A 14,857-nucleotide genomic window follows, 5' to 3' on the forward strand; every position below is an offset into this window, starting at 1 on the left:
CTGGATAATGCCCCGAGCGTCAGAGCCCGTCGCGCTGGATCCGCAACGCGGTAATCGTCGCGGCCAACCCCTCGTATTGATTGATGAGCAGGACGATTTCGATCAGGCTGCGCTCGTCGTAGTGCTCGGCAAGGGCGGCCCAGGTGGCATTGCCGATATCGCGGGTTTCGACCAATTCGTCGACGGCGGCGAGCAGGGCGCGGTGTTTATCCGACCACCCGTCGGCGGAGGGGCCGGTCCGAACGCGCTCCAGGATTTCCGGCGTGACACCGGCACGCCTGCCGAGGCGGATGTGATGGTCCATTTCATAGGCGCAGTCGCGCAGGCGGGCCACGCGCAGGATGACCAGTTCGGATTCGTGCCGTGGCAGCCGGCCGCCCGGCATCAATCGTCCCGAGAAGTGCAGCCAGCCGCGGAACAGACCCTTTGTCCGGCCGAGTGTGCTGAACAGATGTGCGTCATCTGTTCCCGCCGCGCGCGAAAGCATCTGCCAGACAACCCAGTTGATCGGACCGAGCTCGCGGAGCCGTCCGGGTGAAATGCGTGGTTGCAACGCCGAAACCATGCCTTTTCCTCCTGCTCTCCGGTGTGCACCGGAGGAGTCTCGTCGCGGGGTCCGTGGTGCCGGACCGAATCCGAGCGTACTAGCGGGTAGGTCGGTAATCGGTGGGTCGGCGGCACTCTATTGCGCGGCGCGCGGTTCCTGGACCTCGCGGTATCCCGGTTGGGCGCAATTCGTGACCTCATCAATGGGGGTGCTGCTGGGGGACTCCGTGCCGGCTTACCGGTCCGGCTAAATCCGACTGGCCGGTTTTCTATAGCTCAATTGTGCTGGCCTTCTTGGCTTTCCGGTAGTCTTCGCGGCCACCGCGGGTCATCATCAGTACCGGCGCGGTGGATGCGGGACGCCGGGGCGAACCGGATGAGGCAGGGAAAACGCGATGCTGGTGAAGATCAAGACCGGAGCGAATCTCTCCGGGGCGGAGCAGGAGTTCGTGGAATGCCTGCGGTCGTATCCGACGACCGGTGTCGCATTGCTCGACCTGACGGTCGGTGACCACGGGTCCCGGCGGGTCGATGCGGTCATCCTGACCCCGCGCGGCATTACGACGGCCGATGTCAAGGGCTTCCGGCGCCGCCAGAACGGGATACTGAGCATTCCGGGCGACGGTCCGTGGACGATCAGCGCGGAGCCCGCCGAATTCGATGAGGAGATCTCGGGCGACCCCGTCGACCACTTGGAACACAGTGTGCACGCCGTGAAGATCACCCTCGAGCGGGCGCTGATCGATCCGGGTCATATCTGCGGCGTCGTCGTGCTGGTGCCGTTCCGCGGGGTCGCGGTGCGGCCCGCGCGCACCAACCTGCGCCCTGGCATGGATGTGCTCGTCGCGAATGCCCGCGACGCGGCCGAACTGCGCATCTACCTCGACGGCTTCTCCGCCGGACCGCGCAGCTGGACCGCCGATCGGGTCGCCGCCGCCTGCGCTGCACTCGGTGCCGAAAAGCCGTCGCGCGCCGAACTGCTCGCCGATGGCTTCGATGCGGTGCAGCCCGAGGCGCCGACGCCGTCGGCGCGGGACCTCCGACAGCACGTCATCCCCGCACCGCTGCCGCCGAGTAGGCGGCAGACGACCACGGGGTGGGCGATCTTCGCCGTTGCGCTGCTCGGCATGGTGGTCGTGCTGATCGTGATCGCGAATTCGCTCGCACATGATTCGGCTCAACCGGCCCGCGAGTCGGATACGACGACAACGAGCGTGACGCCGTCGCCGCCGCCGTACCGTCCGATCGAATGCTGGCCGTTCCAGACCAAGTGCTGATTCCGAAGGTCTGTGCCGTCTTGTTCGCCCACATGGTGGGTCGAAGCCGCGCTGGGTGGGCCACGGAATCCCGGTGTCCGACGGTTCATCTTGGCATCGCGGACCAGATGCCATTTGCTCGAGAACGGTCGTTGGATGGCCGACTGATCCCGGCTCGATCGAACCGGGTCATTCGTCAGTCCCGAACCGCGCGTGAGAGTTTCGTGAATTCGATGGCCTGCTGCGCGCGAGCCAGCACGTGGGTGCGGGAGCGGCCGATATGTGTGGTGAGGGTGCGCAGTGCCGCATCGGGATCACCGTCGAGCAGTTGTTCGGCGATCGCGATGTGCTCGGCGGTCATGGTGGCGATCCGCTCGGGCGTCGGCAGGTCGAGGGTGCGGACCGGGCGCACCCGGACGTACACCCCGGTGAGCGCATCCGCCAGCGCCGCATTGCCCGCCGCGGCGAGCAGCGTCGTATGGAACTGCTCGTCCGCGGCGACCAACGCGGGGCCGGGTTCGGGTGGATCGTCGTGAAAGCTGCGCCAGGTTTCAAGCTCCGCGCGCACCAGCGCCAGATCGTGTGCGGGCGCTGGCTCGCCCACGATACCGATCACCCGCTGAAATCCCCTGGCCTCCAGCACAATCCGCAACTCGTACAGATTGTCCAGCTCAGCCAATCGCGGCCGGAACGGATACAGCCCATCGGCGTGGCGCTCCACCAACCCGTCGGCCCGCAGCCGGGCCAGCGCCTCCCGCACGGGGGTGCGTGAGACCCCGTATATCTCGGCCAGGCGTTCTTCGCCGAGCCGTTCGGTGGGCACGATCGCTCCGGTGGCCAGGTCCCGCCGCAGCGATTCGTATACCCGCTCGCTGAGCGGAACCCGCCCCCTGCGCGTCATGGCGGCCAGCTCAGATCGCCATGGCCGAGCGGACCGAGGTCTCCGCGCCCGCACCGCCCTCGCCCGTGGACGTCACCCGTCCGGACTGCAGGATGTAATAGCGTTGTGCCGCTTGTAAAGCGAAGCCGATGTGCTGTTCCACCAGCAGCACACTGAGTCCGCCGCGACCGGTCAAATCGATGATGGTGCGCTCGATTTCGGCGACAACGGAGGGCTGAATGCCCTCGGTGGGTTCGTCGAGAATGAGCAGCTTCGGCTCGGTGATCAGCGCCCGCGCGATCGCCAGCTGCTGGCGCTGACCGCCGGAGAGCAAGCCCGCCTTGCGCGTCAGCAGTTCCCGCAGCGCCGGAAACAGATCGAGCGATTCATCGATCAGCGCCTTGCCGCGCTTGCGGCCATCGGCCACCACTTGCAGATTCTCGGCGGTGGTCAGCTGCGGGAAACTCTGCTGTCCCTGTGGCACATAGGCGATCCCGCGCTTGACCCGGCGCGACGGCGACAGCTTCGTGATCGATTCACCATTGAAGGTGATCTGGCCGGATTTCGTACCGATCAGACCGACCGCGGTGCGCAGCAGGGTGGTCTTGCCCGCGCCATTGTGTCCCATGATCGCCACCACGCTGTCGTCCGGAACGGTGATCGAGACGCCGTGGATCACCTCGGTCCGGCCGTAACCGGAATGAATGTCGATGAGCTCAAGCATCGGCGGACTCCTTCGCGGTCAGCTCCTGCGCGGTCTGCGCGTCTTCGAGTTCGGTGCCGATGGCCGCGGCGGTGCCGAGGTAGACCTCCTGCACCTTGGGATCGGCCTGTACCTGTTCGACGGTGCCCTCGCTGAGCACCTTGCCCGCGGCCAGCACGGTGACCGAGGTCGCGAACGATCGCATGAAGTCCATATCGTGCTCGACCACCACGACAATGCGTTCACCGCCGATGCGGCGCAATAGCTTTCCGGTCTCCTCACGCTCTTCGGCACTCATGCCGGCCACCGGTTCGTCGAGCAGGAGCACCGAGGCGTTCTGCACCAGCAGCATGCCGATCTCCAGCCATTGCTTCTGCCCGTGCGCCAATACGCCCGCGGGCTTATCGCGCAGCTCGCCGAGGCCGGTGATCTCCAGTGCCTCTTCGATACTCGGCAATACCGAATTGCGGCGGCGCAACAGTGTCCATGCCGATCGACCAGCCCCGGCCGCGATATCGAGGTTCTGTAGAACGCTCAACTGCTCGAAAACACTTGCCGTCTGGAAGGTTCGGCCGATACCGAGCCGGGCGATCTGATGTACCTTCTTACCGAGGAATTCCACGCCGGACTTCTGCGCCGATCCGCTGGCGGGCACCAGACCGGTGATCGCATCGATGAGCGTGGTCTTACCCGCGCCATTGGGGCCGATGAGGAAGCGCAGATCGCCCTGCAGCACGGTGAGATCCACATCCGAGACGGCCTTGAAGCCATCGAAACTCACCGAAAGGCCGCGGATTTCGAGGTACTCACTCGACATGCCCGCATTGCCACCGGCTTTCGGATCATGTGCTGGCGCAACCGTATTCATAGGGATTCCACCTTATCCTCGGCAACCGGTACGACCTCGGGCAGCGGTTCGGCGACGACGACCGGCACCGGCTCGATCGTCTTGCCGAACCTGCTGTCCAACAACCCCTTCAGCATCGGCCACACCCCGGCCAGACCCGCCGGAATGAACCCGACCACCACAATGAACAGCACACCCTGCAGATAGGTCCAGCTGGACGGGAACTCCTCCGATAGTGCGGTCTGCGCCCAGGCGACGCCGATCGCGCCGAGTACCGGCCCGAGCAGGGTGGTTCGTCCGCCGATCGCGACACCGATAATGAATGCGATGGACGGCACCACACCGATATCGGCAGGGGAAATAATGCCGACGATCGGTGTGAAAAGCGCACCGGCGATGCCAGCGAAGAAGGCTGCGACGACATAGGCCACGATCTTGATATTGGCCGGATCGTAGCCCAGGAAGCGCACCCGCTCCTCCTGATCACGTACGGCCACCAGCAATTCGCCGTACCGGCTGCGCATGAGTTGGCGCACCGCCGCGACCACCAGCAGCAGGGTGCCCGCCGCGATAAAGAACAGCATCTGCCGGTTCGCCGGATCCGAGAGTTTGAAGCCGAAGAAGGCGCGGAAGTCCGACAGTCCGGTGAATCCGCCGATCTTCTGCTGACCGGTCAGCAGAATCGCCAGCGCCGCGGCCAGCGCCTGGCTCAGAATCGCGAAATACGTGCCCTTGACCCGGCGCTTGAAGACGCCGTAGCCGAGTACCGCGGCCACCAGCGCCGGCAGCACCAGAATGCCGATCAGGGCGACCGGCGCGGAGGCGAAAGGCCGCCAGAACGAGGGCAATTCGCGGATACCGGCGATCTCCATGAACTCCGGCACGTCATCGTGCAGCCGGGCCGCATCGGCCATCTGCATATGCATGGCCATGATGTAGGCGCCGATGCCGAAGAACACGCCCTGTCCGAGGGTGAGCATGCCGCCACGGCCCCAGGCCAATCCGATGCCAGCGGCCACGATCGCGAAGCACAGGAATTTGGCGAGCAGGTTGAGCCGGAAATCGCTGAGGGTTGCCGGGGCGACTGCGAACAGCAAGATCGCGGCGACCACAAAGCCTGCTATGGCGGTTAGGGACGTATTCGCGCGCCACCGCTGTGAGAGTGCAGTCATTGCGCAACCTTCCGCTGAGGAACTGAAGGGGACGGAGTCGGGTCTACGCCGTGCCCAGCAGCAGGGGGAGACAAAATCCGCTGAGATTGTCGGACCGCGCATCTACTCTGTTCGGCGTGACGCAGCGCGCGTACAAGTACCGCTTCTACCCAAACGAACAGCAGAGACAACTGCTGAATAGGACGTTTGGGTGCGTGCGCTATGTCTACAACCGGGCGCTGTCCGAACGCACAGCGGCTTGGACCAATGAGCACCGCCGGATCACCTATGGCCAGACCTCGGCCATGCTGACTGAGTGGAAGAGTGAACCTTCGGTCGAGTGGTTGAACGAGGTGTCCTGCGTGCCGCTCCAACAGACGCTGCGACATCTTCAGAAGGCTTTTGTGGCCTTCTGGGGCAGGCAGTCCGGATACCCTCGATTCAAGTCCCGGAGGCGCGGCAAAGCATCGGCGGAGTTTACTCGTTCGGGGTTTCGGTATCGAGATGGGAAACTGTGGCTGGCGAAGTGCCAAGACCCGTTGAGGATCGTGTGGTCGCGGCCACTGCCAGATGGAGCTGAACCGTCGACGGTGACAGTTTCCCGCGACAGGGCGGGTCGTTGGTTCGTCTCGATGCTTGTCGAGGATGCGGCTATCGGGGATCTGCCGAAGTTGCAAGCGGCTATCGGAATCGACGTAGGCTTGACGGCTCTGGTGACGCTCTCGACCGGCGAGAAGATCATCAATCCAAAATTCGAGAAAGCTGACCGGGCACGGTTGGCCCGTGCTCAACGGGCGCTGTCGCGCAAGCAGATCGGGAGTAGAAACCGCGAGAAGGCTCGAATCCGAATGGCGAAGACAAGTGTGAGGATCGCTGATCGGCGCCGAGACTTCGCGCACAAGTTGACCACTCGACTCGTTCGTGAGAACCAAACGATCGTGATCGAGGATTTGGCAGTACGAAACATGCGTGGCAGTCATCGGCTGGCTCGCGCGATCTCCGATGCCGCTTGGTCGCAGTTGCGGATCATGTTGGAGTACAAGTGTCGGTGGTACGGCAGGCGTCTGGTGATTGTGGATCGCTGGTTGCCGTCGTCGAAGACATGTGGCGCCTGCGGGGCTATCGCCGAGTCGATGCCCTTGAGTTCGCGCGAGTGGACCTGCCACTCTTGCAATACGAACCACGATCGCGATATCAACGCTGCCCGCAATATCCTGGCCGCCGGACTGGCGGTTGCTGCCTGTGGAGATGACGTAAGACCTCAACGGCGCCAGTCGGGCGGGCAGTTGTCGGTGAAGCAGGAAAACCGACCTGAGAAGGTTGGAGTCCCCTGCCGTTAGGCATGGGGGGGAAGTCAAGCCAAACTCCTCGTTCGAACGGTGAACAGCCCCTGCGGACGGACCTGCAGGAAGATGACGATGATGACGAAGACGATCACCTTTGCGATCGAGGCCGTCGTCGAATACTCGATATAGGAATTCAGCAGCCCGAGTGCGAAGGCCGCGATCACCGTGCCCCTGATCTGACCGAGTCCGCCGATCACGACCACCAGGAAGGCATCGATCAGATAGCTCTGCCCGATGGTGGGGCTGGTCGAACCGATCAGGGTGAGCGCGACGCCAGCGACCCCGGCCAGCCCGGAGCCGATGAAGAACGTGCTGATATCGGTGATGCGGCTGGAAACGCCGCTGGTCTCGGCCAGCCCGCGGTTCTGCACGACCGCGCGGATGCGCCGACCCAGCGGGGTCGTCTTGAGCACGGTGGCGAGTGTGGTCACCGCGACGAGTGCGAGTACCAGAATGAAGATGCGGGTCTTGGGCACCACCGCGCCGAGGATGGTGACACCGCCACTGAGCCATTCGGGGGCGAGCACATTCTTGGCGGGTGCGCCGAAGATGTCACGGGCCGCCTGTTGCAGCACCAGTCCCACGCCGAAGGTGACCAGCAGGGTGTCCAGCGGCCGGTCGTACATCCAGCGGATCAGGCCCATTTCCAGAGCCGCGCCGAGTAGTCCGCCGACCAGGAAGCCGACCAGCAGCGAAACCACCAGCGATACTCCGGTCGACGAGATGACCTTCTGCACAACATAAGTCGTGTAACACCCGGCCATGATGAATTCGCCGTGCGCCATATTGATCACGCCCATTTGACCGAAGGTCAGCGAAAGTCCGAGCGCGGCGAGCAGCAGAATCGATCCCAGACTCAGCCCGGTGAAGAGCTGGCCGATCAACACGTCCATATTGGATTCCTAACGGGGTCGGCCGGGTGCGGGCTCCCTCTCACAAAGCCCGCACCCGGCGCCAGTCGACTACTTGAGGCCCTTGGCCCACTCGTAGGACTTCAGGTACGGGTCCGGCGTAACGGCCTTGCCCGAGTCCCACACCGTGTAGATCAGTCCGTCCGGCCGGATCTCGCCGATGCGGGCGGTCTTGGTGATGTGGTGGTTGCTGCCGTCGACGGTGACCAGCCCTTCCGGAGCCTCGAAGGTCACACCGTCGGCCGCGGCCTGAATATCGGCCACCTTGAACGACTTTGCCTTCTCGACGGTGTTCTTCCACAGGAAGACCGAGGCGTAGGCGGCCTCCATCGGATCCGAGGTCGGCTTATCGGCGCCGAATGCGGCCTTGTAGTCCGCGACGAACTTCTTGTTCACCGGGGTGTCCACGGTCTGGTAGTAGTTCCACGCGGTGAGCTGGCCCGCGATGTTCTGCGCGCCGATGCCCGCGACCTCTTCCTCGGCGATGGACACCGAAACCACCGGCATATCGGCGGCTTTCAGGCCCGCATTGGTGTACTCGCGGAAGAAGGCCACATTCGAGTCGCCATTGAGGGTGTTGAATACCGCTCCCGCCTTGGCATTGCGGACCTTGTTCACAATGGTGGAGAAGTCGGTGGAGCCGAGCGGGGTGTAGTCCTCACCCTTGATCTCGATGCCGTTCGCCGCGGCGTAGGCCTTGATCTCGCGGTTGGCGGTCTGCGGGAAGACGTAGTCGGAGCCGACCAGGTAGAGGGATTTGATGCCCTTCTGCTTCAGATAGTCCAGCGCGGGCAGGATCTGCTGGTTGGTGGTCGCGCCGGTGTAGAAGATGTTCTTGCTGTCCTCCAGGCCCTCGTACTGGACCGGGTAGTAGAGCAGCGAGTTCAGGCTCTCGAACTTCGGCTTCATGGCCTTGCGGCTCGATGAGGTCCAGCCGCCGAATACCGCTGCGACACAGTCGGAGCTGATCAGCTTTTCGGCCTTCTCCGCGAAGGTCTTCGGGTCCGACGCGCCGTCTTCGAGTACCAGGTCGAGCTTCTTGCCCATGACCCCGCCCGCGGCGTTGATCTGGTCGACGGCCAGCTTCGTCGAGTTGGCGACGGTGACCTCGGAGATCGCCATGGTGCCGGACAGCGAGTGCAGTGAACCGATCTTGATCGAGTCCTTCGATGTGTCCACGCACGACGCGGCGTTGGAGCCGCTGGTCGAGGCGTCATCCTTGGCGCCACAGCCGGTCAGCAATAGACCGGCCAGTGCGACGGCCGTCGGCGCGACCAACGCCCTGGTGACGCGACGGGGACGCGATCGATGGATGTCACGGGATTCTGGCATGGGGGCGGACCCTTCTCTCCTCATCAGGTGTTCGGCGGCACTGCGTGCGCCGCGCCGAATACGCCCGCCTTTGCACCGGTCACGGCCGCTTCCAGCGGTTGGTAAGTCGCTGGAAGAGGCTGTAGACCGGGTTGTATACAACGGCTGTATTCGTGGTGCGAACGTTAGACAGAAGTTGTTGCGCCGGAATATCTCTCGGTGACGAGTCGATTGCGCGTGTTTCCGTGGTGTGAACCTTTGCGCCGACCGCCCGGTCCGCACGTGTGAGGGGCCACTCCGGCTACGGTTGCGTAGCAAGACAGCGGTACGGCAGTCTCGTTTTGTACAACGTCAAAACGTCGAGCCCCGTGCTGCCGAGGCTGGGGGACGCGTGAGTCGAGGAGGACCGGTGGGTCACTACAAGGCGAACGTTCGGGATATCGAGTTCAACCTGTTCGAGGTGTTCGGACTGGACAAGCTCCTGGATACGGGTGCCTATGGCGATCTTGATTCGGATACTGTGCGGGAGATCCTCGCCGAGGTGAAGCGGCTGGCCGAGGGGCCGGTGGCGGAATCCTTCAGCGCGGCCGACCGGGATCCGGTGGTCTACGATCCGACCACCTATTCGATTTCGGTGCCCGAGGCGCTGCGTAAGACCGTCGCTGCGGTGAACGAGGCCGACTGGAGTCGGCTCGGTATGCCGGAGGGGATGGGCGGCACGCGCGCACCCGCGGCCGTGGTCTGGTCGGTCAATGAGATGCTCACCTGCGCCAACCCGTCGGCGAGCTTCTTCAATATGGGTCCGGTGATGTCCTCGGTGCTGTTCAATGTGGGCACCGAGCAGCAGAAGCAGTGGGCGACAAAGGGGTACGACCGCGGCTGGGCGGGCACCATGGTGCTGACCGAGCCCGATGCCGGTTCCGACGTCGGTGCCGGGCGCACCAAGGCGATCCAGCAGGAGGACGGCTCCTGGCATATCGAGGGCGTCAAGCGCTTCATCTCCGGTGGTGATGTCGGCGAGACGGCCGAGAACGTCTTCCACCTGGTGCTGGCCCGCCCGGAGGGCGCCGGTCCGGGCACCAAGGGGCTTTCACTGTTCTACGTACCGAAATACCTCTTCGATCACGAGACGCTCGAGCTGGGCGACCGCAATGGCGTCTACGTGACCGGAGTCGAACACAAGATGGGGCTGAAGTCCTCGCCCACCTGTGAGCTGACCTTCGGCGCAACCGATGTGCCCGCCAAGGGCTGGCTGGTCGGCGAGGTACACAACGGCATCGCACAGATGTTCCAGGTGATCGAGAACGCGCGCATGGTGGTCGGCATCAAGTCCACCGGCACGCTGTCCACCGGTTACCTCAACGCCCTCGACTACGCCAAGCAGCGGGTACAGGGCGCGGATCTGACGCAGATGGCGGATAAGGCGGCCCCGCGCGTCACCATTGCCCAGCATCCCGATGTGCGGCGTGCGCTGGCCATGCAGAAGGCCTACGCCGAAGGTCTGCGCGCGGTGTACCTGTACACCGCCGCCCACCAGAACGCCGATGTGGCAGAGCTGGTTTCGGGTGCGGATGCCGAATTGGCGCACCGGGTGGACGATCTGCTGCTGCCGATCGTCAAGGGTGTCGGTTCCGAGCGGGCCTACCAGTACCTCACCGAATCGCTGCAGACGCTGGGTGGTTCGGGCTATCTGCAGGACTATCCGATCGAGCAGTACATCCGCGACGCGAAGATCGACTCGCTGTACGAGGGCACCACCGCCATCCAGGCGCAGGACTTCTTCTTCCGCAAGATCATTCGGGACAAGGGGGTGGCGCTCGCCCACGTCAACGGGCAGATCGCCGCATTCCTGGAGGCGAAGACCGGCCACTTCGAGGCCGAACGGGCGCTGCTGGCCACCGCGGTCGCCGATGTGCAGGCGATGGCGGCCACGCTCACCGGATATCTGATGGCGTCCCAGCAGGATCCGAAGGAGCTGTACAAGGTCGGCCTCGGCTCGGTGCGCTTCCTGCTCGCGGTCGGCGATCTGCTCATCGGCTGGCGCCTGCTGGTGCAGGCCGAAGTCGCGGCCGCCGCACTGGCCGGCGACGCACCGGAGAAGGACCGCCCCTTCTACGCCGGAAAGGTCGCTGTCGCAACCTTCTTCGCGAAGAACGCACTGCCGGAGCTGACCGCGGTGAAGAACATTATCGCCGCGATCGACAATGACATCATGGAGCTGGACGAAGCGTCGTTCTGACCGGTCTGCCGAGCCGACCGCTCCCGGACTGCCATCCGTGCTGATTCCTTCCCGCATTCGGTTGGTAGCGAACAACTCCGGGGCGCCGGTCGGCCGGCCGACCGCGGTGCCGCTCGAGCCTTGCCCGGTGCGGAGGCGACACGCCAACCTGGACGCGAACGCTCACGTTGCTCTCATCGATCCGGCTGCACGACAGGCGATGTCACGAGCAACGCGAGCGATCGACCGCCCGAATGCCGCCGAGGAGCTGGCATCGACTGTGCGCGACATGATAGTTCGGTGAGTACCGGTCTCCTCGGGCTGCGCGGCAGCCAGCTGTCGACGGCCGCACGTCCGGTGCCGGACCAGAAGGCCATGGCAGGATGGCTGTGAAATGAGGATCGAAGCATTATGAAGTATTTGCTGCTCATATACGGCAATCAGGAGAAATGGAACGCGATCCCGCCCGAGGTGTGGTCGGCGGCGGTTGCCGAGCAGGAGGCGTGGAACGCGCGTTACCGGGCAACCGGTGAACTGCTCGGTGCGTACGGTCTGGGCGACGCGGATACGGCGAAGCTGGTGCTGCGCCGCGACGGCGCCCCCGTCGTCACCGACGGTCCGTACCTGGAGACCAAGGAGTACCTCGCCAGCCTGTACCTGCTGGAGGTCGCCAGCGCGGAACGCGCCCGCGAGATTGCTGCGGACATGCCGTGGGCCGACGAGTCGCCGGTGGAGCTGTGGCCGATACTGCACGAGTCCCCGGGGAATTGAGCGGCCGCACGGTCGAATCCGTGCTGCGTGAGCTCGCACCCCAGGTCCTCACCACCCTCATTCGCCGCCACGGCGATTTCGTCGCGTGCGAGGACGCCACCCAGGAGTCACTGCTGGCCGCGTCGGTGCAATGGCCGGTCGAAGGTCTGCCGGACAATCCGCGCGGCTGGCTCGTTACCGTCGCGCAGCGCCGCCTCGTCGATGAGATCCGCAGCGAGACCGCCCGGCGCCGCCGCGAAGAACAGGACATGGCGGCCACCAGGGACCTCGGCCAGCACGACGATGAGCCGGCCGGCGACGATTCGCTGGCGCTGCTGTTCCTGTGCTGTCATCCCGCACTGACCCCACCCAGCCAGATCGCACTCACCCTGCGCGCCGTCGGCGGACTCGGCACCGCGCAGATAGCGGCCGCCTTCCTCGTCCCCGAAGCGACGATGGCGCAACGGATCACCCGGGCCAAACAGTCCGTCGATACCGCGGGACGAGTCTTCGCGATGCCGGAGCCCACCGAGCTGCCCGCTCGGGTAGCGGCCGTGCTGCATGTGCTGTACCTGATATTCAACGAGGGCTACACCGCCTCCACCGGAACCGATCTGACCGTGCCGGATCTCAGCGACGAGGCGATCCGGCTCACCCGCATGCTCGGCGCGCTGCGGCCCGACGACACCGAGGTTTCCGGCCTGCTGGCCTTGATGCTGCTGACCGACGCACGCCGGCCCGCCCGGATCGACGCCGACGGCGACCTGGTCCCGCTCGACGAACAGGACCGCGCGCTGTGGGACCGGGACCGCATCGCCGAGGGCGTCGAGCTGATCACCGCGACCCTCACCCGTGGCGATGTCGGTCCGTACCAACTACAGGCTGCGATCGCCGCAGTCCACGACGAGGCCCCTGCCGTCGAGGCGACGGATTGGCCGCAGGTCCTCGCGCTGTACGACCTGTTGGAGCAGGTCGCGCCGAATCCGATGACGACCCTCAATCGCGCGGTCGCCGTTGCCATGGTTCGCGGCCCGGCCGCCGGGTTGGCGGTCCTCGCGAGCCTGGAGTCGAACAAGAGGATTGCCCGGCATCACCGGTTGCTCGCCACCCGCGCACACCTGCGCGAGCTCAGCGGGGACCCAGCGGGGGCTGCCGCGGACTATCGTGCTGCGGCCGAGCGCACCGACAGTGCCGCTGAGCAGCGATATCTGTGGAAAAAGATTTCTCGGCTCGCGATGTAGAGAAGTCGGCATCGTCTCCGACCAGGTCGCGTAAGGCATCCACAGCCAACGAGGAGAGACCGACGTGACCACATTCATCGAGCCCATCGTCCGCTGCGATATGACCATCTCACTGGACGGATTCATCTGCGGCATGGAAGCCCGCAAACCTCCGTTCCTCGACGACGGGTTCTTCCGCGTGACCGACTGGATCGTCAAGCACTTCGCTTGGCAGCAGCAGCACGGATTGTCCGGCAGCACCACCGTCACTGCCGCAACCGATCCCGAAGCCGAGCTGGTCACCGAGCGGATCGAACAGACCGGGGCCTATGTTCTCGGCCGTCGCATGTACGACTCGGCGGGCAGTACTTGGGATAAGCAGGCCCCGTACCGCGTGCCGACATTCGTCGTCACCCATCGGCGACAGGAATCCCGAGCGCTCCCGGATGGCACCGTCTTCCACTTCGAGACGGGCGGGCCAGCAGCGGCGATCGCCCGCGCAAAGGAGGTCTGCCGCGAGGCGGGCGAAGGCAAGAACGTCCATGTTTCCGGTGGCGCATCCCTTGTGCAGCAGGCGATCTCGGCCGGTCTGGTCGACGAGCTGCACATTCACATCGCGCCGGTCCTGCTCGGCCAGGGCACTCGACTCTTCGACAACCTGCCCGACGGGATCGTCGAACTCGAGCGCTACCGCGTCGTCGACTCCGCCGATGCCACCCACCTCAGCTTCCGCATCCCCCGCAGCATCGAGGAGAACACCACCATGACCCCCGCCTCGACGCCGTCCACCGTCATCTCCCGAGACGGCACCACCCTCGCCGTCGAGACCGTCGGTGCGGGCGCCCCCGTGATACTCATCGGCGGCGCGTTCAACGACCGGTCCACCGTCACGGCGCTGGCCGCGGCTCTCGCTCCCGAATTCACCGCGGTGACCTACGACCGGCGCGCACGCGGCGGAAGCGACGATCGGAGCACGGAGTACGCACTGCAGAGCGAGCTCGACGACCTCGCGGCGGTAATTGCGCACGTCGGTGGGAGGGCCTGCGTATTCGGTCATTCATCGGGCGGCATCCTTGCGCTCGAAGCTGTCATGCATGGGCTTGCGATCGACCGGGTCGCGGTCTATGAGACGCCCTACCTCGTCGACGACACACGCCCCGCCCCCTCGGCAGGCACCCGAGACCGGCTGACAGGTCTGGTGCGTTCGGGCGATCTGGAGGCAGCCGTGGCGCTGTTTCTCCAGGAGAACGTCGGTGTACCGGCCGAGATGGTCGCGTCGATGCAGGCCGGCGATGAGTGGGCCTTCCTGGTCGGCAATGCCGCCAGCCTGCCCTACGATGCGCTTGTCACCGGCGACGACCTCGCCCTGCCGACCGATCGACTTGCAGCCGTGACCATTCCGACCCTGGCCATCTATGGCGATCAGACCTGGCCTTGGCTGGCAGCCGGAACACAAGCTGTCGGCACGGCTGTCGGCGTCGCCGAGACCCGCGTTCTCGAGGGCGAGGACCATGGCGTACTGGCAAGGCCAGAGGCACTGGTCCCGACCTTGCGGAAGTTCTTCGGCTGAAGTCACACCAGCGCAACGCTGATCAGCCGTATCGGCAGGGAACTGGGCTATGCCCAGCACAAGTCCGGTCGCGCAGGCCCTTGAACCCAAGGGTGCTATCTTTATTCATTTTTGGTAAAATTGTAGAGACTATCGTTGGTCCATATAA

The 14,857-nt window shown here is 64.8% G+C and carries 13 protein-coding genes; 6 read left to right on the top strand and 7 right to left on the bottom strand.

Features of this window, described 5'->3' with window-relative positions; all coding sequences use genetic code 11:
• Window positions 1-19: 19 nt before the first annotated feature.
• On the bottom strand, window positions 20-553 hold the full coding sequence (locus tag ABZW16_RS26750) for a carboxymuconolactone decarboxylase family protein (protein ID WP_354958817.1): 534 nt from the start codon (window positions 551-553) through the stop codon (window positions 20-22).
• 388 nt (window positions 554-941) lie between these two features.
• Between ABZW16_RS26750 and ABZW16_RS26755 the strand changes: the two genes are divergently transcribed.
• Window positions 942-1,823 carry a nuclease-related domain-containing protein gene (locus ABZW16_RS26755; RefSeq protein WP_354958805.1) on the top strand — a complete coding sequence of 294 codons (882 nt, stop codon included), beginning with the start codon at window positions 942-944 and terminating at the stop codon, window positions 1,821-1,823.
• Window positions 1,824-1,998: 175 nt separating this feature from the next.
• Here ABZW16_RS26755 and ABZW16_RS26760 read toward each other — a convergent pair whose 3' ends face one another.
• From ABZW16_RS26760 to urtC, 4 genes are read right to left on the bottom strand one after another with little or no spacing between them, the layout of a single operon-like run.
• The gene (locus ABZW16_RS26760; protein ID WP_354958806.1) at window positions 1,999-2,703 is read right to left on the bottom strand and encodes a GntR family transcriptional regulator; all 705 of its coding nucleotides are present in this window, start codon (window positions 2,701-2,703) and stop codon (window positions 1,999-2,001) included.
• A gap of 10 nt (window positions 2,704-2,713) precedes the next feature.
• Window positions 2,714-3,406 (bottom strand): urea ABC transporter ATP-binding subunit UrtE, encoded by a 693-nt coding sequence (urtE, locus tag ABZW16_RS26765; protein WP_354958807.1) that lies wholly within the window; start codon window positions 3,404-3,406, stop codon window positions 2,714-2,716.
• Window positions 3,399-4,253, bottom strand: coding sequence for an urea ABC transporter ATP-binding protein UrtD (gene urtD, locus ABZW16_RS26770; RefSeq protein ID WP_354958808.1), 855 nt, complete (start codon window positions 4,251-4,253; stop codon window positions 3,399-3,401). Before urtD ends, urtE begins: the two co-directional genes overlap by 8 nt.
• A complete protein-coding gene (gene urtC, locus ABZW16_RS26775; RefSeq protein WP_354958809.1) occupies window positions 4,250-5,404 on the bottom strand; it encodes an urea ABC transporter permease subunit UrtC in 1,155 nt (384 codons plus the stop codon). Before urtC ends, urtD begins: the two co-directional genes overlap by 4 nt.
• Before the next feature lie 107 nt (window positions 5,405-5,511).
• Between urtC and ABZW16_RS26780 the strand changes: the two genes are divergently transcribed.
• A complete protein-coding gene (locus ABZW16_RS26780; RefSeq protein ID WP_354958818.1) occupies window positions 5,512-6,723 on the top strand; it encodes an RNA-guided endonuclease TnpB family protein in 1,212 nt (403 codons plus the stop codon).
• A gap of 14 nt (window positions 6,724-6,737) precedes the next feature.
• On the opposite strand, the gene urtB is transcribed toward ABZW16_RS26780, so the two are convergent.
• Window positions 6,738-7,622 carry an urea ABC transporter permease subunit UrtB gene (gene urtB, locus ABZW16_RS26785; RefSeq protein ID WP_354958810.1) on the bottom strand — a complete coding sequence of 295 codons (885 nt, stop codon included), beginning with the start codon at window positions 7,620-7,622 and terminating at the stop codon, window positions 6,738-6,740.
• 69 nt (window positions 7,623-7,691) lie between these two features.
• Entirely contained in the window at window positions 7,692-8,972 is a 1,281-nt protein-coding gene (gene urtA / locus ABZW16_RS26790) for an urea ABC transporter substrate-binding protein (protein ID WP_354958811.1), read from the bottom strand.
• 388 nt (window positions 8,973-9,360) lie between these two features.
• On the opposite strand from urtA, the gene ABZW16_RS26795 reads away from it, so the two are divergent.
• The 4 genes from ABZW16_RS26795 to ABZW16_RS26810 all read left to right on the top strand — a co-directional run bounded on the left by ABZW16_RS26795 (window position 9,361) and on the right by ABZW16_RS26810 (window position 14,709).
• Window positions 9,361-11,190: an acyl-CoA dehydrogenase gene (locus tag ABZW16_RS26795; RefSeq protein WP_354958812.1), complete on the top strand. Its 1,830-nt coding sequence runs from the start codon at window positions 9,361-9,363 to the stop codon at window positions 11,188-11,190.
• A 390-nt stretch (window positions 11,191-11,580) separates the two neighbouring features.
• Window positions 11,581-11,940 (top strand): YciI family protein, encoded by a 360-nt coding sequence (locus ABZW16_RS26800; protein ID WP_354958813.1) that lies wholly within the window; start codon window positions 11,581-11,583, stop codon window positions 11,938-11,940.
• Complete coding sequence (locus ABZW16_RS26805; protein WP_354958814.1) at window positions 11,907-13,160, top strand: DUF6596 domain-containing protein; 1,254 nt, start codon at window positions 11,907-11,909, stop codon at window positions 13,158-13,160. Before ABZW16_RS26800 ends, ABZW16_RS26805 begins: the two co-directional genes overlap by 34 nt.
• Window positions 13,161-13,224: 64 nt before the next feature.
• Complete coding sequence (locus ABZW16_RS26810; RefSeq protein ID WP_354958815.1) at window positions 13,225-14,709, top strand: alpha/beta fold hydrolase; 1,485 nt, start codon at window positions 13,225-13,227, stop codon at window positions 14,707-14,709.
• Window positions 14,710-14,857 lie beyond the last annotated feature (148 nt).

The organism is Nocardia sp. NPDC004604 (assembly GCF_040609795.1).
In the GTDB taxonomy this organism is placed as follows: Bacteria; Actinomycetota; Actinomycetes; order Mycobacteriales; family Mycobacteriaceae; genus Nocardia.